General features: G+C 74.6%; 25 protein-coding genes. 17 read left to right on the forward strand and 8 right to left on the reverse strand.

Features of this window, described 5'->3' with window-relative positions; translation table 11 throughout:
* Positions 1 to 15 precede the first annotated feature (15 nt).
* Positions 16 to 330, reverse strand: a complete 315-nt coding sequence (locus ACFYML_RS27645; protein ID WP_198940148.1) for an STAS domain-containing protein — start codon at positions 328 to 330, stop codon at positions 16 to 18.
* Between the two features lie 95 nt (positions 331 to 425).
* Here ACFYML_RS27645 and map point away from each other — a divergent pair, with 95 nt between their 5' ends.
* Both map and ACFYML_RS27655 read left to right on the forward strand, forming a co-directional pair.
* Entirely contained in the window at positions 426 to 1,283 is an 858-nt protein-coding gene (gene map / locus ACFYML_RS27650) for a type I methionyl aminopeptidase (protein ID WP_357433587.1), read from the forward strand.
* Positions 1,280 to 1,996 (forward strand): VIT1/CCC1 transporter family protein, encoded by a 717-nt coding sequence (locus tag ACFYML_RS27655; protein ID WP_387423406.1) that lies wholly within the window; start codon positions 1,280 to 1,282, stop codon positions 1,994 to 1,996. Before map ends, ACFYML_RS27655 begins: the two co-directional genes overlap by 4 nt.
* A 10-nt stretch (positions 1,997 to 2,006) precedes the next feature.
* On the opposite strand, the gene ACFYML_RS27660 is transcribed toward ACFYML_RS27655, so the two are convergent.
* From ACFYML_RS27660 to ACFYML_RS27685, 6 genes are all read right to left on the reverse strand, one after another.
* Positions 2,007 to 2,723, reverse strand: coding sequence for a nucleotidyltransferase domain-containing protein (locus ACFYML_RS27660; RefSeq protein WP_387423436.1), 717 nt, complete (start codon positions 2,721 to 2,723; stop codon positions 2,007 to 2,009).
* Between the two features lie 148 nt (positions 2,724 to 2,871).
* Positions 2,872 to 5,568 (reverse strand): FtsX-like permease family protein, encoded by a 2,697-nt coding sequence (locus ACFYML_RS27665; protein ID WP_387423407.1) that lies wholly within the window; start codon positions 5,566 to 5,568, stop codon positions 2,872 to 2,874.
* Complete coding sequence (locus tag ACFYML_RS27670) at positions 5,565 to 6,287, reverse strand: ABC transporter ATP-binding protein (protein ID WP_387423408.1); 723 nt, start codon at positions 6,285 to 6,287, stop codon at positions 5,565 to 5,567. The genes ACFYML_RS27665 and ACFYML_RS27670 overlap by 4 nt, the downstream gene beginning before the upstream one ends.
* Before the next feature lie 142 nt (positions 6,288 to 6,429).
* Positions 6,430 to 7,011: a PadR family transcriptional regulator gene (locus tag ACFYML_RS27675; RefSeq protein ID WP_387423410.1), complete on the reverse strand. Its 582-nt coding sequence runs from the start codon at positions 7,009 to 7,011 to the stop codon at positions 6,430 to 6,432.
* A gap of 69 nt (positions 7,012 to 7,080) precedes the next feature.
* The gene (locus ACFYML_RS27680; RefSeq protein ID WP_387423412.1) at positions 7,081 to 7,530 is read right to left on the reverse strand and encodes a ferritin-like domain-containing protein; all 450 of its coding nucleotides are present in this window, start codon (positions 7,528 to 7,530) and stop codon (positions 7,081 to 7,083) included.
* Positions 7,527 to 7,979: a hypothetical protein gene (locus ACFYML_RS27685; RefSeq protein ID WP_387423437.1), complete on the reverse strand. Its 453-nt coding sequence runs from the start codon at positions 7,977 to 7,979 to the stop codon at positions 7,527 to 7,529. Before ACFYML_RS27685 ends, ACFYML_RS27680 begins: the two co-directional genes overlap by 4 nt.
* 264 nt (positions 7,980 to 8,243) lie before the next feature.
* On the opposite strand from ACFYML_RS27685, the gene rimP reads away from it, so the two are divergent.
* The 12 genes from rimP (at position 8,244) to ACFYML_RS27745 (ending at position 19,747) form a co-directional block, all read left to right on the forward strand.
* Positions 8,244 to 8,951, forward strand: a complete 708-nt coding sequence (gene rimP / locus ACFYML_RS27690; RefSeq protein ID WP_387423413.1) for a ribosome maturation factor RimP — start codon at positions 8,244 to 8,246, stop codon at positions 8,949 to 8,951.
* Positions 8,948 to 9,991, forward strand: a complete 1,044-nt coding sequence (nusA, locus tag ACFYML_RS27695; protein WP_073832581.1) for a transcription termination factor NusA — start codon at positions 8,948 to 8,950, stop codon at positions 9,989 to 9,991. Before rimP ends, nusA begins: the two co-directional genes overlap by 4 nt.
* Positions 9,992 to 10,007: 16 nt before the next feature.
* Entirely contained in the window at positions 10,008 to 10,343 is a 336-nt protein-coding gene (locus tag ACFYML_RS27700; RefSeq protein ID WP_387423414.1) for a YlxR family protein, read from the forward strand.
* Between the two features lie 93 nt (positions 10,344 to 10,436).
* Complete coding sequence (gene infB, locus ACFYML_RS27705) at positions 10,437 to 13,418, forward strand: translation initiation factor IF-2 (protein ID WP_387423415.1); 2,982 nt, start codon at positions 10,437 to 10,439, stop codon at positions 13,416 to 13,418.
* A 77-nt stretch (positions 13,419 to 13,495) separates the two neighbouring features.
* Positions 13,496 to 14,545, forward strand: coding sequence for a TRM11 family SAM-dependent methyltransferase (locus ACFYML_RS27710; RefSeq protein ID WP_387423416.1), 1,050 nt, complete (start codon positions 13,496 to 13,498; stop codon positions 14,543 to 14,545).
* Between the two features lie 34 nt (positions 14,546 to 14,579).
* Entirely contained in the window at positions 14,580 to 14,873 is a 294-nt protein-coding gene (locus ACFYML_RS27715) for a DUF503 domain-containing protein (protein WP_387423417.1), read from the forward strand.
* A gap of 192 nt (positions 14,874 to 15,065) precedes the next feature.
* The gene (rbfA, locus tag ACFYML_RS27720; protein WP_387423418.1) at positions 15,066 to 15,545 is read left to right on the forward strand and encodes a 30S ribosome-binding factor RbfA; all 480 of its coding nucleotides are present in this window, start codon (positions 15,066 to 15,068) and stop codon (positions 15,543 to 15,545) included.
* The gene (locus ACFYML_RS27725; RefSeq protein ID WP_387423419.1) at positions 15,542 to 16,588 is read left to right on the forward strand and encodes a bifunctional oligoribonuclease/PAP phosphatase NrnA; all 1,047 of its coding nucleotides are present in this window, start codon (positions 15,542 to 15,544) and stop codon (positions 16,586 to 16,588) included. Before rbfA ends, ACFYML_RS27725 begins: the two co-directional genes overlap by 4 nt.
* A 65-nt stretch (positions 16,589 to 16,653) precedes the next feature.
* On the forward strand, positions 16,654 to 17,061 hold the full coding sequence (locus tag ACFYML_RS27730; RefSeq protein ID WP_073832587.1) for a hypothetical protein: 408 nt from the start codon (positions 16,654 to 16,656) through the stop codon (positions 17,059 to 17,061).
* Positions 17,061 to 17,270, forward strand: coding sequence for a DUF6186 family protein (locus ACFYML_RS27735; protein ID WP_187413392.1), 210 nt, complete (start codon positions 17,061 to 17,063; stop codon positions 17,268 to 17,270). Before ACFYML_RS27730 ends, ACFYML_RS27735 begins: the two co-directional genes overlap by 1 nt.
* A gap of 494 nt (positions 17,271 to 17,764) precedes the next feature.
* Positions 17,765 to 18,283, forward strand: coding sequence for an AAA family ATPase (locus ACFYML_RS27740; RefSeq protein ID WP_387423420.1), 519 nt, complete (start codon positions 17,765 to 17,767; stop codon positions 18,281 to 18,283).
* 132 nt (positions 18,284 to 18,415) lie between these two features.
* Entirely contained in the window at positions 18,416 to 19,747 is a 1,332-nt protein-coding gene (locus ACFYML_RS27745) for an MATE family efflux transporter (protein WP_387423421.1), read from the forward strand.
* A 556-nt stretch (positions 19,748 to 20,303) separates the two neighbouring features.
* Here ACFYML_RS27745 and ACFYML_RS27750 read toward each other — a convergent pair.
* Entirely contained in the window at positions 20,304 to 20,603 is a 300-nt protein-coding gene (locus ACFYML_RS27750; protein WP_387423423.1) for a hypothetical protein, read from the reverse strand.
* Positions 20,604 to 20,761: 158 nt separating this feature from the next.
* Here ACFYML_RS27750 and truB point away from each other — a divergent pair, with 158 nt between their 5' ends.
* From truB to rpsO, 3 genes are all read left to right on the forward strand, one after another.
* Positions 20,762 to 21,646, forward strand: a complete 885-nt coding sequence (gene truB / locus ACFYML_RS27755; RefSeq protein ID WP_387423424.1) for a tRNA pseudouridine(55) synthase TruB — start codon at positions 20,762 to 20,764, stop codon at positions 21,644 to 21,646.
* A gap of 71 nt (positions 21,647 to 21,717) precedes the next feature.
* Complete coding sequence (locus ACFYML_RS27760; protein ID WP_387423425.1) at positions 21,718 to 22,644, forward strand: bifunctional riboflavin kinase/FAD synthetase; 927 nt, start codon at positions 21,718 to 21,720, stop codon at positions 22,642 to 22,644.
* A 195-nt stretch (positions 22,645 to 22,839) separates the two neighbouring features.
* Complete coding sequence (gene rpsO, locus ACFYML_RS27765) at positions 22,840 to 23,109, forward strand: 30S ribosomal protein S15 (protein WP_043962418.1); 270 nt, start codon at positions 22,840 to 22,842, stop codon at positions 23,107 to 23,109.
* Positions 23,110 to 23,176 lie beyond the last annotated feature (67 nt).

A 23,176-nucleotide genomic window follows, 5' to 3' on the forward strand; every position in this document is an offset into this window, starting at 1 on the left:
GTGGGCCGGGCGTGGCTAGGCGGGCGCCAGCCAGCCCTGGTCGCCGAGGCCGGAGATCTCCAGCACCCGGCGTACCTGGCGGGACGGCAACACGGTCAGCGTGCCGGCGAACCGCTGGGCCAGCCGGACCAGCGCCTGGATCGCGGCCGAGTCGAAGAAGGTGACGCCGCGCAGGTCGAGCGTGAGGTGGGCGGCGGGCGCCCGCAGGGCGGTCTGGTACATGGTGTCGGCGGTCGCCATGTCGACCTCGCCGGTCACCACGACCCGGAGGCGGTCACCGTCGGCCTCCGCGGTCGCGGAGAAGACGGGAGGTGCGCTCCCTTGATCCACGCAGCCACAATGGCACAGCGGGCCGGGCCCGGCAACAACCCCGGGCCGGCCGCCTGTGGCGGGGCTCACCGCGGTGCCGGCGATAGGGTGTGGTCATGACCGTCCGTGCGCCGCTGACCCCAGGCACGCTCTCCCCGTGGCGAGCGGTGCCCGCCCACATCCCGCGCCCCGAGTACGTGGGTAAGAAGCGTCCCCAGGAGTGGCGCGGTTCGCACGTGCAGACGCCGGAGACCATCGAGAAGATGCGGATCGCCGGCCGGCTCGCCGCCCAGGCGACCCAGCTCGCCGGCGAGCACTGCAAGCCGGGGGTGACCACCGACGAGATCGACAAGGTGGTCCACGAGTTCCTCTGCGACCACGGCGCCTACCCGTCGACGCTGGGCTACAAGGGCTTCCCGAAGTCCTGCTGCACCAGCCTCAACGAGGTTATCTGCCACGGCATCCCGGACTCGACGGTGCTGCAGGACGGCGACATCATCAACGTCGACGTCACCGCGTTCATCGGCGGCGTGCACGGCGACACCGACGCGACGTTCTGCGTGGGCGAGGTGAGCGAGGAAGCCCGCCTGCTGGTCGAGCGGACCCACGCGGCGATGATGCGCGGCATCAAGGCGGTCGCCCCGGGCCGCCAGATCAACGTGATCGGCCGGGTCATCGAGTCGTACGCCAAGCGGTTCGGCTACGGCGTGGTCCGCGACTTCACCGGCCACGGCATCGGCGAATCCTTCCACAGCGGCCTCTACGTGCCGCACTACGACAGCCCGCGGCCCACCGACGTGATGGAGCCCGGCATGACGTTCACCATCGAGCCGATGATCACCCTCGGCACCTACCAGTACGACATGTGGGACGACGGCTGGACGGTGGTCACCAAGGACCGCAAGTGGACGGCTCAGTTCGAGCACACCATCGTCGTGACCGACGACGGCTACGAGATCCTCACCCTGCCGTGACCGACACCCCGGCGGCGCTGCGCGAGGCGCACCACGCGGACGTGTCCGGCGGCTGGCTGCGCCCGGCCGTGTTCGGCGCGATGGACGGACTGGTCACCAACATCGCCCTGATCGCCGGTGTCGGCGGGGGCGGGGTCTCCCCGCGCAGCATCGTCCTCACCGGCGCCGCCGGCCTGGTCGCCGGCGCCATCTCGATGGGGCTGGGGGAGTACACCAGCGTCCGGTCGGCCAACGAGCAGGTGGCCGCCGAGGTGGCCAAGGAACGGCGCGAGCTGGAACGGCACCCGGAGGCGGAGGCCCGCGAGCTGGCCGACGCGTGGGTCGCCCGGGGACTGCCCCGGGATCTGGCCATGCAGGTCGCCGACGCGGTCGGGCGCAACCCGGAGGAGGCGCTGCGGATGCACGTCCGGGAGGAGCTGGGCGTCGACCCCGACGAGCAGCCGAGCCCCTGGGCGGCGGCGATCTCGTCGTTCCTCTGCTTCTCGGTCGGCGCGCTGGTGCCGCTGCTGACCTACCTGCTCGGCTTCACCAGCCTGTGGCTGGCGCTCGGCGTCGGCGGGGTGGGGCTCTTCGTGGCCGGCGCGATCGTCGCCCGGTTCACCCACCGTCCCTGGTGGTCCAGTGGCCTGCGGCAGCTGCTGCTGGGCGCGCTGGCGGCCGGCGCCACCTATCTGGTCGGTGCCCTGATCGGCGTCCAGGGCGGCCTCGGCTGACCCGGGCGGGTCAGCCGGTGAGGAGGTCGTCGACGGTGCCGTCGACCGGGCGGCCCCGGGCGGCCAGTTCCTCGGCCTGGCGGCCCAGCACCGCGCCGACCTCGGTCATGTCCGCGCCGGCCAGGCCGGTACGCCGTACCGCGTCGCCCGGGTCCCGGAAGTAGGTGCGGCTGAGCAGCCCGTGCACCGTGGCCGCGGCCAGCCGCGCCTCGCCGAGCATGAGCAACGCCTGGTCGGTCTCGTACCACTCGGCGAGCCGGAGCGCCCGGGCGTGCGCCGCGCTGCCCCGGTACCAGGCGCGGCGGGCGGCGGCGCTGAACTCGGCCGGGCGGGCCCGGGCCAGCCGGGCCAGGTGCTCGTCGCGCAGCGTACGCAGCCAGCCGGTCGGATCGTGCAGTGCGCGGGTGGTGACGTAGCGGTCGGCGGTGAGCGGCCAGAGCGGACCGATCGTCCGGGCCTGTCCCAGGTAGTCGTCCGCCCCGGCGACGGTGAGGTCGACCAGCACCCCGTCCACCCGCCGGGTGGCCGGCGACGGCCCGCTGCCCGGCCGGTACGTGGCCAGCAGCAGCCCCACCTCGCCGTCCCCGCCGCCGTCCTCGTCGCCATGCGCGAGGGGGCCGTGCACCGCGACGGCGAGGATGTCGGCCGCGAACCGTCGCAGCGCCGCGTCGCTCACCCGCTCGGCGACCCGCCACCGGGGATCGTCCAGGTATCGGTCGGTCTCCAGCTCGCCCCCGCTGGCGTCCACGGCCACCTCCGTTCCGCGGGCGGGCTGCCCGTCGGCGGTCCCGCACACGTCGACCGTCCACCACCCTAGCCAGGCGAGCCGGAACCACCCGGGAGCCACGCCTGGGGCTGTCCACGCCGGACCCGGTTCAGTCCAGCCGGCGCTCCACGGGCAGCCGGGACCGGGTGAACAGGGCCGCCCCCAGCATGGCCACCAGCGGCACCACCACCAGCACGCCGAGGGTCAGCCCGGGCACCACCAGCGGGTACGGCGGCGGTGCCGGCCAGGCCTGCGCGTACCGCTGGTTAAGGGAGAGCAGGATGATGGCCGCCGAGCCGAGGCCGGCGAGGATGCCGAGCGCCGAGCCGAGGACCGCGATCACCCCGGCCTGGCAGAGCGACAGCACCCGGCGTACCCGGGGGTCGGCCCCGACCGCGGCGAGGGTGGACAGGTCCCGGCGGGCCTCGGCGGCGGCGAGGCCGGTGGCCACCCCGGCCGCGCCCAGGGTGATCACGCCGGAGCCGATCGCCAGCAGGAGCAGCAGGGACCGCTGGTCCGACCCGGGCTGATCATCCGTCAGCACCGACAGCGCGGTGAGCCGGGACAGTTCGGCGGAGAGCCGCTCCCGCTGCCCGGCGGTGGGTGGTTCGGCCGTGTCGATCGCGTAGCCGAACGGCTCCGCCACCAGGCCGACCGCGGCGGCCGCCGACGGGGAGAGGACGAGCCGGTCCACCGGCAGGCCGCCGCGCAGCAGATGGCCGGGCAGGGTTGTGCTGGCCGTCGCCGTGACGTCGCCGGCGCCGTGGGTGACGGCGACCGTCACCCGGCCGTCCACCACCTGCGCGGGGTCGGTGACCACCACGCCGCCGGCGGCGAGCGTCCGGGTGGCGGCGGCGACCTCCTCCGCCGGGGCACCGGTGAGGGCGGGCAGTGCGCGGCCGTCGTCGATGAGGACGGGGAGGTAGATGCCGGTCGACTCGCGGACCGTCCGGACGCAGCGCGGGTCGGCCAGGGCGCGGTCGGCGGTGACGATGGCGTTCCCCAGTTCGTAGGGGCAGCGCCGCTCGGGGGGCAGCACCGCCGTCGCGACGCAGTAGTCCTCGGCGCTGGCGGGTCTCGCGCAGGCCGGGGTGGCGATCGGGACGACCGTGGCGGCCGGCAGCGCGGCCCGGACCGGCTCGGCGACCTCCGCGACCGGCGGCAGGGTGGCTGCTGTCGCCCCGCCTGAGCGCAGCAGCAGCACCTGACCCGGCGGGATGCCGGGCTGCCACTCCGCCCGGCTGCGGGCCTCGTCGCTGGCCAGGTAGGCGCCGAGGGCGACGCTGCCGGCGACCGCCGCCATCACCGCGGAGATGGCCGGCGCGGCTGAGGACCGGTTGCGGCTGGCGTCGCGCAGCGCGAGCCGGGGCACCAGCGGCAGCAACCGTCCCGCCCGGGCGAGCAGCCCGATCAGTGTCGGGGTGCCGAAGACCAGCCCCAGCTCGCCGAGGATCAGCCCGGTCAGCACCACGGACGGGCTGCTCCGGTTGGCGCCCAACGCGGCGAGGGCGGCGCCGGCCACGGTGAGCAGCAGCCCGAGCACCAGCCAGCGGCGCCGGTGCCGGGGCGGGTTGCGCCGCCCGTTGAGGCCGGCCACCACGTCCTGCCGGGCCGCGGTCCACGCCGGGGCCAGCGCGGCCAGCAGCCCGGCGAGCACCGCCACCGTGGCGATCGCGGCCAGGGCCGCCGGGAAGACCCGGTACCCGCCGAAGCGGGCGCCCACGACGTACTGCTCGACCAGCGGCCGGCCGGCGAGCGCGGCGCCCACGCCGAGCAGCAGCCCCAGCGCCGCCCCGCCGGCGCCGAGCACCACCCCGTCGGCCAGCACGATCCGGCGTAGGTGCGCGGCGTCCCCGCCGGCCACCGCCACCAGGGCGAGGTCCCGGCGTCGCCGGCGTACGCCGACCGCGAAGGCCGGGCCGACCAGCAGCACCACCTCCAGCAGGCCGAGTCCGCTGACCAGTACCGCGTTTCCCGCCTGCTCCGGGTCGGGCAGCCCCGGGCCGGTGAACGCCTCCTCCCGGCCGGGCAGCGGGGTCCGGGCGGTCACCTGGATCCCGCGCTCGTTGAGCCGGTCGACCAATGTCCGGTCCACCGGCCCGGGCAGGTCCACCAGCCAGCTCTCGTCCGGCGGGCTGACCGGTCCGGGTGGCGTCTCCGGCCGTAGCGCGACCACCTCCCGCAGGTTGTCCGGGAACTCCACCACCCCGACCACGGTGTACGTCGTTCCGTCGGCGGTGCGCACCGGATCGCCGAGCCGTACGTCCAGCGCGCGCAGCGCTGCCGGGCTGACCGCGAGCTCGTCCGGGGTGGCCGGTGGCCGGCCGGCGCGCAGCGTGGCCAGCGGGCGGGTTAGCGGGTCGGTGAGGTCGACGGCCCGGGCGTCGAACGCCTTGGGGCGGCCGTCGACGCGTACCTCGAAGGGGACCCAGCGGCGCAGCCGGGTGACCCGGCTGCCGGCGGGCAGCAGGGCGTGGATCTCCTCGGCCGTCACCGGGCGGGTGCGCGGCGCCAGGTCACCCTCGACCGGCCAGGAGTTCTGGCCCCAGGCGTCCTGTTTCAGCGGGTTCACCGCCGTCCAGCGCAGCTCGACGTCGGCCGCGCCGAGCTGGCGGTCCAGCTCCTCGGCGCGGCTCAGCTCCCCCATGTCGTAGCTGGCGGCGGCGAAGCTCAGCGCCAGCACGGGCAGCGCGATCATGGCGAGCACCAGCGCCGTACGACCGCGGGTCCGGCGGGCCTCGCGCCGGGCGATGCGCAGCGCGGTCCGCCACGACCCGAGCGTGGCGGCGGTCCGGTCCCGGTTCACCGTCCGCTGCCGGTGAGCAGCTGCTCGACACCGGCCAGCGGGGCCGTCGAGTCGACCAGCACCCCGTCCCGGAGGAACACCACCCGGTCGGCCCAGCCGGCGTGCCGCGCCTCGTGGGTGACCAGCACCCCGGCCGCGCCGGCATCCACCCGGCGACGCAGCAGGTGCAGCACGGCCTCCCCGGCCTGCGAGTCGAGCGCCCCGGTGGGCTCGTCGGCGAGGACCAGCCGGCGCTCGCCGACCAGCGCCCGGGCGATCGCCACCCGCTGCTGCTGGCCGCCGGACATCTGGTCCGGGAACCGGTCGGCCAGCCCCGCCACCTCCACCTCGGCCAGCGCGGCCAGGGCGAGCCGGCGGGCCCGCCGGACGCCGGCGCCGTCGAGTTCCAGGGGGAGCGCCACGTTCTCCACCGCGGTGAGGCTGCCGAGCAGGTTCAGGTCCTGGAAGACGTACCCGATCCGGCGGCGGCGCAGCCGGGCCAGCTCGCGGGCGGCCAGCCCGCCGAGCGGTTCCCCCTCGACCAGCACCTCGCCGCCGGTCGGCCGGTCCAGCCCACCGGCCAGCGCCAGCAGGGTCGACTTGCCGGAGCCCGAGGGGCCCATCACCGCCACCAGTTCGCCGGCCCCGACGGTCAGGCTGACCCCGCGCAGCGCGTGCACGGCGGCCGGACCGGCGCCGTGGGTCCGGTGCACGTCCCGCAGCTCCAGCACCTCGCTCACGGTGCCACCTCCGTTCGCGACTGCGGCGCTCGCAAAACCAGCTCATGCGCGCATTCCGGCTCGGCCGCGTCCCACGCGAGCCGCCCCGGAATGCGCGTCCTCGCGCTCACCGCCGACCCGCCGGGCCGGGCCGGCCCGCGGCTCACCGGCGGGCCTCCTCGCCGGTCCGGTCCACCGCCTCGGGTCGGCCGGTCGGCCGGCTCGGGGCGGGGCGATGGCGGACCAGGCTGGTCTCGCAGTGGTCGAGCCAGCGGATCTCCGCCTCGGCCTGGAAGATCATTGCGTCCAGCACCAGCCGCCAGGCCAGGTCCTCCGGTTTGTCGCTGGCGTACTTCAACCGGGTCAACTCCTGCAACGCCCGCATGGTGGCGCTGCGCTGGGTCTGCACCACCGCGCGGACGTCCACGCCGGGGGTGGTGAGGGCCAGGGCCAGCTTGATCGACAGCTCGTCCCGGGGCCGGTCGGCGGGGCTGATCGGGGTGGCGAACCAGAGCGCCAGGTCCGCCCGTCCGGCGTCGGTGATCTCGTACGGCCGCTGCCCGCTCTCGCTCTCCGGCAGCGAGCGGACCAGGCCGTCGCGTTCCAGCCGGGCCAGCGTGGTGTAGACCTGCCCGATGTTCAGCGGCCAGGTCGACCCGGTCGACTCCTCGAACGCGGCCCGCAGTTGGTAGCCGTACATCTCGCCGCGCTCCAGCAGCGCGAGCAGGCCGTGACGGATGGACATGGCGAGGAGTATGCATACCTGGTATGCGACCCGCAACCGGAGCGATCCGGGGCGTGACCGTCGTCCCGCTCAGGCCGGGCGGCCGGGGAACGGAACCGTGATCGGGGTCACGCCGGCGGTGCGCCGCCAGCGGGTGGCGCGTACCGCGCAGTCGGTCAGCGCCGCCAGGGCTCGGTTGCGGTCGGTCCCGGTGGTGTGCGGCAGGGTCGCGCGCCAGTGGCCGGCCGTCCGCTCCTCGATCTCCACCGCCAGCTTGAGCGCGCTCGCCCTGTCGGTCACCGGGTACGGCAGGGCGTACCCGGCCCGGTCGGCGGGGACCTGGCCGCCGCTCTCGCTCAACTGCAGGATGAGGGCGTCCCGGCGGCTCCGGTGGGCCGCCTCGGCGGCCCGGGCCGCGCTCCGGGCGGCGTCGGCGAGGTGCACGCCGATCACCCCGTACGCCCAGATGGCCGCGTACTCGGCGGCGAGCGCGTCGGCGAGGGCCTGGGCCGGGCCGGCCGGTGCGGTCCGTGGGATCACTTCAGCGCCTCCAGGTGGGTCGCGCGGGCGGCGGCGATCGAGCCGAGCAGCGCGGCCCGCTCGGCGGGCGCGGCGGCGCACGCCTTCGCCGCGTTCTCCCGCCCCTGCTGCTCCGCCTCGCGCAGCTCGGCCAGCAGCCCGTCGTCGTCGCCGGCCGCCGCGGTCGGGGTGGCGGCGGGCGAGCCGCTCGGGGCCGGGCGGCCGATCACCTTGCGCAGCTCCTCGGCGTGCGCCCGGTGGGTGTCCGCGATCGCGCCGAGCCGGTCGGCCAGCGCCGGGGCGGCGGCGATGGCGGCCCGGTACCGGCCCTCCAGGGCGGCCGACTCCGCCGCGAGGGGCTCCAGGGAGTCCGGGGGCGGCGGCTTGTCGTCGCCGCGGTCGAAAAGATCACAACCGGTCAGCGGTACGGCGGCGCCGCCGAGCGCCACCAGCGCCCCGGCGCGCAGCAGGGTGCGCCGGGAATGTCCCGGTGCTCCGTCGCGCTGTGTTGTTCTGCCCGTCGCCACCGGACAAGTCAACACCATCTCGGCGGTGTCGTGGGCCACGACCGTCGGTGCGCCGCCCGGTCCGGTGCGCCGCCCGCGCGTTACGCTCTGCGCAGCCACCGGACGCGAATGCCCCGGTGGCGTGCCGGCATGGCGGGACGAATGCCCCGCCGGACAGCAGAAATGACGGGCCGGGCGGCCCGTTGGACCAGCAGAGAGGTGCGCCAGATGACGCAGCGTGGCCGTGCCACCAGGCCGACGGGGCCCGCCGGGCGACCCCGCCGGGCCGACGGCCCCCGTGCCGGGGGTCGGGGCGGCGCGCCCCGCGGCGATCTGAGCGCCCGCCGGGACCGGCTCCGCGAGGTGATCGAGCCGGTGGTCACCGCCGCCGGGTACGACCTGGAGGACCTCTCCGTCTCCCGCGCCGGCCGGCGGCACGTCGTCCGCGTGATCGTGGACGCCGACGGCGGGATCAACCTGGACGCCGTCGCGGACGTCTCCCGGGCGGTCTCCGCCGCGCTGGACGCCGCGGAGGAGGCCGGCGGCGACATCGTGGCCGGCGAGTACCAGCTCGAGGTCAGCTCGCCCGGGGTGGACCGGCCGCTGACCCTGCCCCGGCACTGGCGGCGCAACGTCGGCCGGCTGGTCAAGGTGACCGTGCGCGGCGCGGCGGGGGTGCCCGAGCAGCGGACCGCCGGGGACCGGCAGGTCACCGGCCGGGTGGTCGAGGCCGACGACGAGCGCGTGGTGCTGGAGACCGACGCCGGGCGGGTGGCGCACCGCTACGCCGAGCTCGGGCCCGGCCGGGTCCAGGTGGAGTTCAGCCGCCTCGACGAGATCGACGAGGCGGACGAGCTCGACGCGGCCGGCGAGGCTGACGAAGACGATGAAACCGACATCGACGACGAAGATGATGTGGAGGACGAGGAGAGGTGAACATCGACCTCGCGGCGCTGCGCGCACTGGAGCGCGAGCGGGAGATCCCGTTCGACACGATCCTTGCGGCGATCGAGACCGCGTTGCTGACCGCCTACCGGCACACCGACGGCGCCGAGCCGCACGCCCGGGTGGAGATCGACCGCAAGACCGGGGCCGCCTCGGTGTACGCCCAGGAGGTGGACGCCGACGGCAGCGTGGTACGGGAGTGGGACGACACCCCGCACGACTTCGGTCGGATCGCGGCCATGACGGCGAAGCAGGTGATCCTCCAGCGGCTGCGGGAGGCCACCGACGAGGTGCACCTCGGCGAGTACGTCGGCCGCGAGGGTGACCTGGTCACCGGCGTGGTGCAGGCGCACGAGGCGCGGGCCGAGAAGGGCATCGTCACCGTCGACCTGGGCAAGCTGGAGGGCGTCCTGCCGCAGTCCGAGCAGGTCCCCGGCGAGCGGTACGCGCACGGCGAGCGGATCCGCTGCGTCGTGGTGCACGTGGCCAAGGGAATGCGTGGCCCGCAGATCACGTTGTCCCGTTCGCACCCCGCGCTGGTGAAGAAGCTCTTCGCCCTGGAGGTGCCGGAGATCGCCGACGGGACCGTGGAGATCAGCGCGATCGCCCGTGAGGCAGGTCACCGTACGAAGATCGCGGTGCGCTCGACCGCGCCCGGCGTCAACGCCAAGGGTGCCTGCATCGGCCCGATGGGTCAGCGGGTCCGCGCGGTGATGAGCGAGCTGCACGGTGAGAAGATCGACATCATCGACTGGTCGGAGGACCCGGCCACCTTCGTTGGGAACGCGCTCTCCCCGGCCAAGGCGCTGCGGGTGGAGGTTGTCGACCCGCTCACCCGGACCGCGCGGGTCACCGTGCCGGACTTCCAGCTCTCCCTGGCGATCGGCCGGGAAGGGCAGAATGCCCGGCTTGCGGCCCGGTTGACCGGTTGGCGGATCGACATCCGTTCCGACGCGGAGCAGACCGCCGCCCCCGGCCGGAGCGGAGCTGATCACGTACCCGAGCCGGGCGGAGCGATCTCGAGCAGCTAGGGGTAGACTTCCTCCAGTGGCACGACGCGCGCTGCCGGAGCGCACCTGTGTGGGCTGCCGGAAGCGAGCGCCGGCCAGCGAGTTGCTGCGGATCGTCGCGGTCGGTGACGAGGCTGGTCATTGCAGCCTCCGGCCCGATCCGGCCCGCAGACTGCCGGGTCGGGGAGCAAACATGCACCCGGATCCGGCCTGCTTCGCGCAAGCGGTGCGGCGCCGCGCCTTCGGGCGGGCACTGCGCATCACCGGGGTCCTCGATCACGGTGCGCTGGCGGAGCACGTTGACGCGCCATCCCCGACGACCGGTCAACCCGACCGGTCGCGGGTCGCTAGCAAGGTAGGACGACCGACATGAGCACACGATGAAGTCGCAGAAATGACCAGGCTTCAAGTGCACGAGTGAGGTCGCTGCGGGTGCTGCCCGCACGACCTCGGAGTGAGGAGTGCAGTGGCAGGAAAGGCCCGCGTACACGAGCTCGCCAAGGAGCTCGGGGTCGAAAGCAAGACCGTTCTCGCCAAGCTCAAGGAGATGGGCGAGTTCGTGAAGTCCGCGTCCAGCACCGTCGAGGCGCCCGTCGCCCGACGGCTGCGTAGCGCGTTCGTGGCGTCCGCCGGTTCGCCGGCGCCGGCCGCCCCGGCGGCCGCGCCCACCCCGGCGCCCACCCCGACCCCGTCCCCGACCCCGGGTGCTCCCCGGGTGTCGGCCAAGCCCATGCCGCCGCGGCGGCCGACCCCGACCCCTGGGCCGAAGCCCAAGGGTCCGCTTCCGGGTCCGCCGCAGCCGGTGGCCAAGCCGGCGAGCGCACACGACATCGAGGTGGCCGCCGCCGAGGCGCGCGCCGCCGCGCTGAAGGCTGAGCAGGAGGCCGCGGTCAAGGCCGCCCAGGCCGCCCGCCAGCAGCAGCGTGAGAACGTTCGCCGGGAGCCCCCGACCGAGGGTGGCCCCCGTCCCGGCCCGCGTCCGGGTCCGGGCGCCGTGCCGCCCCGTCCGGGTTCCCCGGCCGCCGGTCGTCCCGGTGCGCCGACCCCGGGTCCGGGCGCGCGGCCCGGCGGTCGTCCGCCGGCGCGCGGTGCCGGCAACAACCCGTTCGGCATCCAGGGCGGTCAGCAGCAGCGGCCCCCGGCCGCCGGTGCGGGCGGTCCCCGGCCCAGCCCGGCCTCGATGCCGCCGCGGCCCAGCCCGGCCTCGATGCCCCCGCGGCCCAGCCCGGCCTCCATGCCGAGCCAGCGCCCGGGTCGCCCCGGCGGCCCCGGCGCGGGTCGTCCCGGTGGTGGCGGTGCCGGTCGTCCCGGTGGTGGCGGTGGCTTCCGCGGCGGTCCCGGTGGTGGTGGCGGCGGTGGCGGTGGCTACCGCGGCGGTCCCGGTGGTGGCGGCGGTGGCGGTGGCTACCGCGGCGGTCCCGGTGGTGGCGGCGGTGGCGGTGCCGGTGGCGGCTTCCGTCCGGGTGCCCCGGCCGGTGGCGCCGGTCGTCCGGGTGGTGGCGGTCGTGGCCGTGGCGGCGGCGCCGCGGGTGCCTTCGGGCGTCCGGGTGGCCGGCCGACCCGTGGCCGCAAGTCGAAGAAGCAGCGCAGACAGGAGTTCGACAACCTGTCGGCCCCGACCATGTCCTCGGGTGCTCCCCGGGGTCAGGGTCAGGTCGTCCGGTTGTCCCGTGGCGCCTCGCTGTCGGACTTCGCCGACAAGATCAACGCCAACCCGGGTTCGCTGGTCCAGGAGATGTTCAACCTGGGCGAGATGGTGACCGCGACCCAGTCGTGCTCCGACGACACCCTGCTGCTGCTGGGTGAGCACCTCGGCTTCGACGTGCAGATCGTCAGCCCGGAGGACGAGGACCGCGAGCTGCTCGCGCAGTTCAACATCGACCTCGACGCGGTGGTGTCGGAGGACCGCCTGGTCAGCCGTGCGCCGGTGGTGACCGTCATGGGTCACGTCGACCACGGTAAGACCAAGCTGCTCGACGCGATCCGCAAGGCGAACGTGGTGGCCGGCGAGGCGGGTGGCATCACCCAGCACATCGGCGCGTACCAGGTCCACGTCCCGCACGAGGGCGAGGAACGCGCGGTGACCTTCATCGACACCCCGGGTCACGAGGCGTTCACCGCCATGCGTGCCCGTGGTGCCCAGGTGACGGACATCGTGATCCTGGTGGTCGCGGCCGACGACGGCGTGATGCCGCAGACCATCGAGGCGCTCAACCACGCCAAGGCGGCGGACGTGCCGATCGTGGTCGCGGTCAACAAGGTCGACAAGCCGGAGGCGAACCCTGACAAGGTCCGCCAGCAGCTGACCGAGTACGGCCTGGTCGCCGAGGAGTACGGCGGCGACACGATGTTCGTCAACGTGGCGGCCAAGCCCGGTATCGGCATCGAGGAGCTCCTCGAGGCCGTGCTGCTGACCGCCGACGCGTCGCTGGAGCTGACCGCTCCGATCGACGGGCCGGCGCAGGGTGTCGCCATCGAGGCGCACCTGGACAAGGGCCGTGGTGCGGTGGCGACCGTGCTGGTGCAGAAGGGCACCCTCCGGGCCGGCGACTCGATCGTCGCCGGTGGGGCGCACGGCCGGGTCCGGGCCATGCTGGACGAGAACGGCAAGCCGGTCGACGAGGCCGGTCCGGCGCGTCCGGTCATGGTGCTGGGTCTGACCACGGTGCCAGGTGCGGGTGACACCTTCCTGGCCGCCGAGGACGACCGGACCGTGCGGCAGATCGCCGAGCAGCGGCAGGCGCGACGGCGGGCGGCGGCATTCGCCAACTCCCGTGGCCGGGCCACTCTCGAGACGCTCATGGAGCAGCTCAAGGAGGGCGAGAAGACCTCGCTCAACCTGGTGCTCAAGGGCGACGGCTCCGGTTCCGTGGAGGCCCTCGAGGACGCGCTGTTCAACCTCGACATCCCCGAGGAGGTCCAGCTGCGGATCATCCACCGGGGCGTGGGTGCGATCACCGAGAGCGACGTCATGCTCGCGAGCGCCTCGTCCGAGGCGGTCACGATCATCGGCTTCAACGTGCGGGCCGCCAACAAGGTCCGCGAGATCGCCGACCGCGAGGGCGTGGAGATCCGGTACTACACGGTCATCTACCAGGCCATCGAGGAGATCGACGCCGCGCTCAAGGGGCTGCTCAAGCCGGAGTACGAGGAGGTCGAGCTGGGCACCGCGGAGATCCGCGACGTCTTCCGCTCGTCCAAGATCGGCAACATCTCCGGTTGCATCGTCCGGTCCGGCCTCATCCGCCGCAACGCCAAGGCGCGGCTGCTGCGGGACGGGGCGGTCGTGGCGGACAACCTCACGATCAGTTCCCTCAAGCGGTTCAAGGACGACGCGACGGAGGTCCGCGAGGGCTTCGAGTGTGGTCTGACGCTGGGCGGTTTCAACAACGTCCAGGTCGGCGACATCATCGAGACCTTCGAGATGCGGGAGAAGCCGCGCGCCTGAGCGGCGTGAACGACCGATGGCCGGGGCCCGGTGGGCCCCGGCCATCGCCGTCTGCGCCGGCTGCGACAATCTCCGGCGTGTTCAGGTACGCGCTGCTCCTCGCCCCCTCCGCCAACCGCGTCTACGCCGACGCGGCCGGCCGGCTGGCCCGCGCCGAACTGGAGGTCTTCGCCGGCTCGGGGGTGCTCGACGCGGCGCCGGTCGACGCCGCGGTGGAGCGGATCGGCGGGGTGGAGTACCTGACCTTCGCCGCGCCGGGGCTGGGCGGGCGGGACCTGGCGTACCTGGCCAACCTGTCGGCGGCGTACGCGCTGTTCGAGCGGGTGGGTGACGACCTGCTCCGCCCGGTGCCGTTGCACCCGCTGGCCCGGTACGACTCGGACCTCATCACCATCCCCAAGTACGCCGGCAAGACCAACGAGCAGTTCACCCGGCTGCTGCTCAACGTCACCCTGCTCGCCTCCGCCTCGGCCGGCGGCATGCTGGACCGGCAGCTGGTGGTGCTCGACCCGCTGTGCGGCCGGGGCACCACCCTCAACCAGGCGCTGATGTACGGCTACGACGGGATCGGCGTCGAGCACGACGGCAAGGACGTGGACGCGTACGGGGCGTTCCTGCGTACCTGGCTGCGCCGCAAGCGGCTCAAGCACACCGCCGAGACGGTGCCCGTACGCCGGGACCGCAAGCTGATCGCCCGGCGCTTCGAGGCGGTGCTCGCCCCGTCCCGCGACGACCACCGGGCCGGGGCGACCCAGCGGGTCACCGTGCTGCACACCGACACCACCCGCGCCCGGGAGGTGTTGCGCCCGCGCTGCGCCGACGTGATCGTGACCGACGCGCCGTACGGGGTGGCCCACGGCAGCCGGACCGAGCAGGGCCTGTCCCGCAGCCCGCTGGACCTGCTGACCGCCGCCGTACCGGTCTGGCGGGAGCTGCTGCGTCCCGGTGGGGCGCTCGGGCTGTCCTGGAACACCCAGGTGGCACCGCGGGCGGCGGCCGAGGCGGTGCTGGCCAGGGCCGGCCTGCGGGTGGTCGACGGGCCCGGCTGGGGGGACCTGGCGCACCGGGTCGACCAGGCGATCGACCGGGACGTGCTGGTGGCGGTCGCGTCGGCGGAAAACGGGTGACCGGGCCGCCGGCGCTGCCGTACCGTTGCTCGCCGTGTATACGGGAACCGCGCATTTCGACCTGTTGCTGCCGGGGGACTCCCGGTCCCTGAAGACCAAGCGGTCGTACGTCCGGCCGATCGTCGCCGCGCTACGCCGGTTCGAGGTCTCGGCCGCCGAGGTCGGGTCGCTCGACCTGCACGGCCGCGCCGAGATCGGGGTGGCCGTGGTGGCCGCCGAGGCGTCGCACGTCCGCGAGGTGCTCGAATCGTGCGAGCGCCTGGTGGCGGCCCGTCCGGAGGCCGAGCTGCTGTCGGTCCGCCGGCGCCTCTACGGGGCGGAGGACTGACCGCCACGGACGGCGGGCGGCCACCCGGGTCAGTGCCCTGCGCAGGCGTTGCCCGGGGCCCTTCCTTGCACCGGCGGCCCCGCGCGAGGGCCGCGATCGCGCGGGTAGTGTTCGAGTTGTTGGGCGGTCGGTCCCGGCGGCGCCCGCGCCGTCGTCTCCGGCCGGGAGCGGGAAGCCCTGGAGGTGGGGGACATGACGGATCCGGCCAAGGTTCGCCGGCACGCGGAGCGCATCCGTGAACTGGTCGCGTCGGTGGTGCGGAGCCAGATCAAGGACCCCCGGCTCGGGATGATCACCATCACCGACGCCCGGATCACCGCCGACCTGCGCGACGCCACCGTCTTCTACACGGTGCTCGGCGACGCGGCGGCGCAGGCCAGCACCGCCGCCGCGCTGGAGAGCGCCAAGGGCATGCTGCGCAGCACGGTCGGCAAGGCCCTCGGGCTGCGCCACTCGCCGACCCTGACCTTCGTCCTCGACGACGTGCAGGACCAGGTCAAGCACATCGACGACCTGCTCGCGGCGGCCCGCACCGCCGACGCCGAGGTGCAGCGGCTGGCGGCCGGCGCCCGGTACGCGGGCGAGGCGCAGCCGTACCGGCTGGAGGAGGACTCGGACGTCGAGGACGAGGAGACCGAGAACGACGAGCCGCGCGGCGGCGACCGCCCGTGACCTCTCCCGCCGAGGGCGGTACGCCGGCCGGTGCCGGCCCGACCGACACCGACTGGGCGGCCGCCCTCGCGGCGGTACGCGGGCTTCCCGCCGACGCGCGGGTGCTGCTGATCTGTCACGTCAACCCCGACGGCGACGCGCTGGGCAGCATGCTCGGCTTCGGGCTGGGCCTGCGCCGGTGGGGCGTACGGCACCTCCAGGCGACCTTTCCCGGTCCGCCGGAGGTGCCGGAGCCGTTCCGCTGGCTGCCGGGGCTCGATCTGCTGGTGCCGCAGGACGACGCGTACCTGGACCCGGACCTCGTGATCTGCTTCGACGTGGCGAGCGAGTCCCGGCTGGGTGACCTGGTCGACCGGCTGGACAAGGCGGGGACGGCGCTGGTGCTGGACCACCACGCGTCGAACACGAGGTTCGGCCGCATCCACCTGGTGGACCCGCACGCGGCGGCCACCTCGGTGGTCGCCGAGGGGCTGCTCGACCGGCTCGGGGTGCCGCTGGACGCCGAGATCGCCACCTGCCTCTACGTGGCGCTGAGCACGGACACCGGCTCGTTCCGCTTCGAGGCCACCACGCCGGACGTGCACCGGATGGCGGCCCGGCTGCTGACCACCGGCATCCGTCCCGGGGACATCTCCCGGCGGATCTTCGACACCCGCCCGTTCGGCGCCGTCCGGCTCTTCGGCGAGGTGCTGGGCCGGGCCCGGCTGGAACCGGCGGCCGCCGCCGGGCGCGGGCTGGTCTGGACCTACGCCACCCGGGACGACCTGGCCCGGTACGGCCAGCCGGCGTACGTGCTGGAGGCGCTGATCGATTCGGTCCGGTGCACCGCGGAGGCGGACGTGAGCTGCGTGGTCAAGCAGGTGGCCGCCGCCGAGTGGGCCGTCTCGCTGCGCAGCAAGGGCGCGGTGGACGTGAGCCGGGTGGCGGTGGCGCTGGGCGGTGGCGGGCACCGGTTCGCCGCCGGTTTCACCGGGCGGGGCACGGTCGACGAGGTGGTGGACCGGATCCGTGCCGAGCTGGACGGGGCGTTGCTGACGGCCTGATATCAGGGACGACTCCGGGGCGTGCTGCCCTTCCGGCGTTCCGTGACGGTGGGGACAATCGGGTGATGGATCACCCTCGAGAGCTCACCGCCGAGGCGCCCCGAGCCTGGGACCGTCCCGTCGTCTCCGTACCGGTGCTGATCTGCCTCTCCCTGGTCGGCGGGCAGTTGCCGTCCTTCTCCGCCCAGGCCAACCTCTACACCCTGGGCACCGGCGGCGCGCTGATCTGGATCGGCCTGAGCAACCGGGTGCCCCGCCGACCCGCGCCACACCGGCTGCCACCGGCGGCGGCCTGGTGGTTGGTGCCGGTCACCGTTTTCGGGGTGTTCGAGGGAACCACCTTCGTGCTGTCGATGGGGGACGACTTTCCCACCTTCTCCCTGCTGGCCGACCCGTTCCTGGAGGACCACCTGGTCCGCTCGGCGGCCTGGTTCGCCTGGCTCGCCGCGTTCTGGGGGCTGGTACGCCGATGATGCGAGCCCTGGCGATCGGCGGTTTCCTGACCGCGCTGGTGCTGTTCGCGGCCGTCGAGTGGGCCGCCCGGCGGGAGGGCTCGCGGATCCCGTCGCTGGCCGACGTCTGCGCGTTCGTGATGCGCTACGAGGTCGGGCCGGTGCCGGTGGGGCGGATCGGGTTCCTCGGCTTCTGGTGGTGGCTCGGCTGGCACTTCCTGGCCCGCTGATCGGCCCGGTCCACCCCATCGTGTCCGTATCCCGGGAACAGTGGGCAGCAGCTGGAAAGTGAACGTTAATTTAGGGAAGGGCCGGCGCTTCGGCGCTGGTCGCGGGCGGTGGGGCCACATCCGGTGCCGCCTCCCTCCAGGGTCAGACCGACCCGGGCTCACGCTGCCAGGCGAGCCGCTCCGGTGATCCCGGACCGCTGCCCCGGCGTTCAGCAGGACCGACGGCTTCAGGTCACGGCGCGGCGTCAGACGCGTCCACCGGCCGTCGGTGGTCCGCACCCTGGAAGGAAGCTCCCATGGCCACCAAGCGCAAGCCGAAGACCGAGACCACCAACGACGAGGCGCGCGAGCAGCTGCGCCGTGCGCTGCAGACGTCGATGGACACCCGTCAGTGACGGCGGGCCGCTCGGCGGTGGCGCGGTAGCCGCCGCGCCACCGCCGTCGTTCCGGTCGCCCGGTTCCGCGTACGCCCGGGCGGGGGCTACCGTCGCCCGGTGCGCCGCATCCTGATCGTCGGCAGTTCGGGCGCGGGCAAGAGCACACTCGCCCGTGCGGTCGCCCGCCGGCTCGGCCTCCCGCTGATCCACCTCGACCGCCACTACTGGCGGCCCGGCTGGGTCGCCACCACCGACGCCGACTTCCGGGCGGAGGTCGCCGCGCTGGCCGCGCGCCCCGCCTGGGTGATGGACGGCAACTATCGCAGCACGTTCGATCTTCGCCTGCCGCACGCCGACCTGCTGGTGCTCTGCGACCCGCCCTGGCTGCTCTGCCTCGTCCGGGTGTTGCGTCGCCGCTGGGCGTACCGGGCCAAGCCCCGGCCTGACCTGCCGGACGGCTGCCCCGAGCAGGTCGACCTCCAGTTCCTCCGGTACGTGTGGCAGTACCCCCGCCGATCCCGACCCCTGGTCTACGCGGCCGTCGCCGCCCATGCCCCCGAGGTGCCGGTGATCCGCCTCCGCACCCGCGCCGACACCCGCCGCTGGCTCGCCACCCTCCCCACCCCGTTGCGGTGATCATGAGGTTGGCGGCGGCTGCGGAGATCGACAGCGCCGCCAACCTCATGATCAACCTGCGGCCGGGCGGCGGGTTGGTAAGTGATGGGGTTGGTTGCGTTCCTTACTGAGGGCGTGTCAGGATCGGCGGCGATGAGTCAGACCGCCGCCCCCGCCACCGGGTCGCCCGCCGCCTCGCCCCGCCGGATCGCCGCGCTCGCCCTGCCGGCACTCGTGGTGCTGGCCGCCGAGCCGCTCTACGTCCTGGTCGACACCGCGGTGGTCGGGCACCTGGGCCGCGTCCCGCTCGCCGCGCTCGCCGTCGGCGGCACGGTGCTGACGCTGACCGCCTGGCTCGGCACCGTCGTCGCATACGGGACCACCGGGCGGTCGGCCCGGCGGTTCGGCGCGGGGGACCGGGCCGCGGCGGTGGCCGAGGGCGTGCAGGCGTCCTGGCTCGCCCTGAGCGTCGGCGTGCTGGTGGCACTCGCCATGCAGGTCGGCGGCGGGTGGCTGGCGCCTACCCTGGTCGGCGGCCCGGGCGAGGTGGCCGACGCCGCCGCCGGCTGGCTGCGGGTCGCCGCGCTCGGCGCGCCCGGCCTGCTGGTGGCCGCAGCAGGAAACGGCTGGCTGCGCGGCATCCAGGACACCCGGCGCCCGCTGATCTTCGTGCTCGCCCCCAACCTGCTCTCCGCGCTGCTCTGCCCGCTGCTGGTCTATCCGGTCGGGCTCGGGCTGGTCGGCTCGGCGGTGGCGAACGCCATCGCGCAGACCCTCTCCGGCGGCCTGTTCGCGGCCGCGCTGGTCCGCGAGCGGATCTCCCTGCGCCCCCGACCCCGGTTGATCCGCCAGCAGCTCGTGCTCAGTCGGGACCTGCTGATCCGGGGCGTCGCGTTCCAGGCGAGCTTCCTGTCCGCCACCGCCGTCGCGGCCCGGTTCGGCGCCGCCGCGGTCGGCGCCCACCAGATCGCCGTACAGCTGTGGTTCTTCACCGCCCTGGTGCTCGACGCCCTGGCGATCGCCGCGCAGGCGTTGATCGGCGCGGCGCTCGGCGCCGGCGACGCGGCCGGCGCCCGCGCCCTCGCCCGCCGGATCGCCCTGCTCGGCGGTGCCTGCGGCGTGGCGTTCGCGGTGCTGATCGCCGCCGGCGCCGGCCTGGTGCCGTCGTGGTTCAGCTCCGACCCGCAGGTACGCGAGCAGGCGATGCTCGCCTGGCCGTGGTTCGTCGCGCTGCAGCCGATCGGCGGGGTCGTCTTCGCCCTCGACGGCGTGCTGATCGGCGCGGGCGACGTCCGCTACCTGCGCAACCTCACCATCGTGGCGGCGCTGGGCGGCTTCCTGCCGGCGATCTGGCTGGCCTACGGGCTCGACCTCGGGCTGGGCGGGATCTGGGCCGGGCTGATGCTGTTCGTGGTGCTCCGGCTGGTCGCGCTGCTGCTACGGCTGCGCTCCGGCGGTTGGGCGGTGGTCGGCGCGGTCCGGTGAGACCAGGACTTCCGCACCTGGGTCAGCGCGGCGCGCACCTCCGCGGCGGAGAAGGGTGCCCGGGCGGCGACCGGGGGCAGGACGATCGCGGCCTCGCCGACCGCGAAGTTGGCGGCGGGGCTCCCGGCGTAGAGGTCCCGGGGTTCGTCGATCTGGCTGCTCGGCAGCGGGGACGCCGAGGACAGCGGGGACGCCGAGGGCTGCGTGCCGACGCGGATCCGCTCGACCGTGAGGTGCCCGAGGACCGCCGTGCCGCCAACGAGCGCCAGCAGCAGCAGGATGACGAAGCCGACCAGGAGCTTCCCGCGGTGCCGGGCCCAGACCAGCCGGGCGCGCTCCCCGCGGGTGAGCGGCTCGGCCGCGTCCTGCCCACTCATCCAACTGGGTAGCCGGACGGAGTCGTCGCGGGTCGCGAGGGCGGGCCGGTCGACGTCGGCGGGCGGGGCGGTCGGTTCCTCGGTGGTCATCAGGCGTCCCAGGGGGTGCGGCGGGGCGGTAGGCGCCGTGGGGCGGCGGGGGTGATCTTCGCAGCCGGGCCGCCCACTTTCCGGCCGGCTCAGGCCCCGTCGTGGGCGATCTTGTAGAAGAGGTACAGCGTGCCGACCACCAGGCACGTCGCCACCACCGCGACGACGACGAACGACACGATCGCGGAGACCACCGGGTGCCGCTCGCTGAACCGGCTCCGGTCCCGCCACGCCCACAGCCGGTGCCGGGCCGCCCGCAGCGCCGGCAAGCCGTCGACGAATCCGGAGACCCGGCGGCCGAGGGTGCGGCGCGGCGGCTCCGGGTTGCGCATCCAGTCGGGCAGGTCGACCCGGGGGCGGTGCTGGTGCGACGGCGGCGGGTTGGTCAAGAGGACTCCTGAGGGTGCGAGGGGGCGCGCGAAGTCTGCCGCACCGGAGTCGACCGCGCGACCCCGTACCTGCCCTGCCGCATGATCTTGGCCCTGCGGCCGAGCAGGGCGGTATCCCCCGCGCGTGCGATCACCGTGGTCTGGCAGGCTTGGCCGTCGTGAGCACAGACGGTCTGATCGTGGTCGACAAGCCAAGCGGGATGACCTCCCACGACGTGGTGGCGCGGATCCGGCGGCTGGCGCGGACCCGGCGGGTGGGGCACGGCGGCACGCTCGACCCGATGGCGACCGGGGTGCTGGTGATCGGGGTGGGGCGGGCCACCCGGCTGCTCACCTACGTGATCGGCGCCGCCAAGAGCTACACGGCGACGATCCGGCTCGGCCAGGCGACCATCACCGACGACGCCGAGGGTGAGGTGGTGGCGAACACCCCGGCCGGCGCCGTCGCCGACGACGCGATCCGGGCCGCGCTCGCCGCCCAGACCGGCGAGATCGACCAGGTGCCCAGCGCGGTCAGCGCCATCAAGATCAACGGCCAGCGGGCGTACAAGCGGGTCCGCGAGGGGGAGATCGTGGAACTGCCCGCCCGGCGGGTCACCATCTCCCGGCTGGACGTCCTGGCGGTCCGCCGGGACGTCCCGGACGTGGTGGACGTGGACGTCGACGTGACCTGCTCGTCCGGGACGTACATCCGGGCCATCGCCCGGGACGCGGGCGCCGCGCTCGGGGTCGGCGGTCACCTGACCGCGCTGCGCCGGACCGCGGTCGGCGGCTTCACCCTGGCCGAGGCGGCGACCCTCGACGCGCTGGAGCAGCGCGCGCCCGACGTGGTCAACCTGCCGGTGGACGCGGCCGCCGACCGGTTCTTCCCGCGTCGGGACGCCACCCCGGACGAGGCGCGCACGCTCGCCCACGGCGGCCCGCTCAGCGCGGCCGGCATCGCCGGACCGTACGCGGTCTTCGGCCCCGACGGCGGGCTGATCGCTATCGTCAGCGAGCGGGCCGGGCGGGCCCGCGCGGAGATCGTGCTGGCCCCGGCGTGACGGCGCCCCACCGGCCCCCGGGCCGGCGAGCCTCGGCCGGTGCGGGACCAGGGGAGGAGCGGAGGAACGGTATGCAGCGGTGGCGGGGGTACGAGGCGGTGCCCGGGGGCTGGGGGCGCTCGGTGGTCACCATCGGCGTGTTCGACGGCGTGCACAAGGGGCACCAGACCATCATCGGCCACGCCGTGGCCCGCGCCCGCGAACTGGGCGTCCGGTCGGTGGTGCTGACCTTCGACCCGCATCCGGCGGAGGTGGTCCGTCCCGGGTCGCACCCGGCGGTGCTCACCGAGCCGGCCCGCAAGGCGGAGCTGATCGAGTCGCTCGGGGCCGACGTGCTCTGCGTGGTGCCGTTCACCCCCGAGTTCTCCCGGCTGCCGGCCGAGGAGTTCGTGCACGACATCCTGGTCGAGCACCTGCACGCCGCGCTGGTGATGGTCGGCGGCAACTTCCGCTTCGGGCACCGGGCGGCCGGCGACGTGGCCCTGCTGGAACGGCTGGGCCGCACCTTCGGCTTCGGGGTGGAGAGCGGCCCGCTGGTCGCCGAGGCGGGGACGGTCTTCTCCTCCACGTACATCCGCTCCTGCGTCGACGCGGGCGACGTGGCCGCGGCGGCCGCCGCGCTCGGCCGCCCGCACCGGGTCGAGGGCGTGGTGGTCCGCGGCGATCAGCGCGGGCGTGAGCTGGGCTTTCCCACCGCCAACCTGCTGACCCACCGGTATGCGGCGATCCCCGCCGACGGGGTGTACGCCGCCCGGCTGGTGCGCCGCGGCGGGGAGCCCCTGGCCGCGGCGGTCTCGATCGGCACCAACCCGACCTTCTCCGGGCGGGAACGCCGGGTGGAGGCGTACGCGCTGGACTTCACCGGCGACCTGTACGGCGAGCGGCTGGCCCTGGACTTCGTGGCGCACCTGCGCGAACAACGGACGTACGACGCGATCGAGCCGTTGATCGCCCAGATCGGCGAGGACGTCGAGCGGACCCGCCGCGCGCTCGGCTGACCCGGCCGAAACCGGCACGTGGCCCTTCACCGGGTGGTTCCCGACCGGGCTGGTAGTCTGGCAGGGACGTCGGCTGACCGACGCGGGGCCTCGCCTGCCTGCACGACGCCGCGGGTGCGAGGAACCGGTCCGTCCCCCCGGTCGCTGCGACCGCTCCGACGGACCTCATCGAACGACCCACGAAACAGGGAGAACATGGCGCTCGACCAGGAAGCCAAGGCCAAGATCCGTGCGGAGTACGCGACCGCCGAGGGCGACACCGGTTCGCCGGAGGTCCAGGTCGCGGTCCTCACCAAGCGGATCGCCGAGCTCACCGAGCACCTGAAGGTGCACAAGCACGACCACCACAGCCGCCGTGGGCTGCTGCTGCTGGTCGGCCGTCGCCGTCGGCTGCTCAACTACGTCCAGAAGAAGGACATCAACCGCTACCGGTCGCTCATCGAGCGGCTCGGCCTGCGCCGGTGACGTGACGGGGGAGCGGCCTGCGGCCGCTCCCCCGTTCCGGTACCACAGAAAGAACCGGGTCACGCGA

It is taken from the genome of Micromonospora sp. NPDC007230 (assembly GCF_042869115.1).
Classification (GTDB): domain Bacteria; phylum Actinomycetota; class Actinomycetes; order Mycobacteriales; family Micromonosporaceae; genus Micromonospora.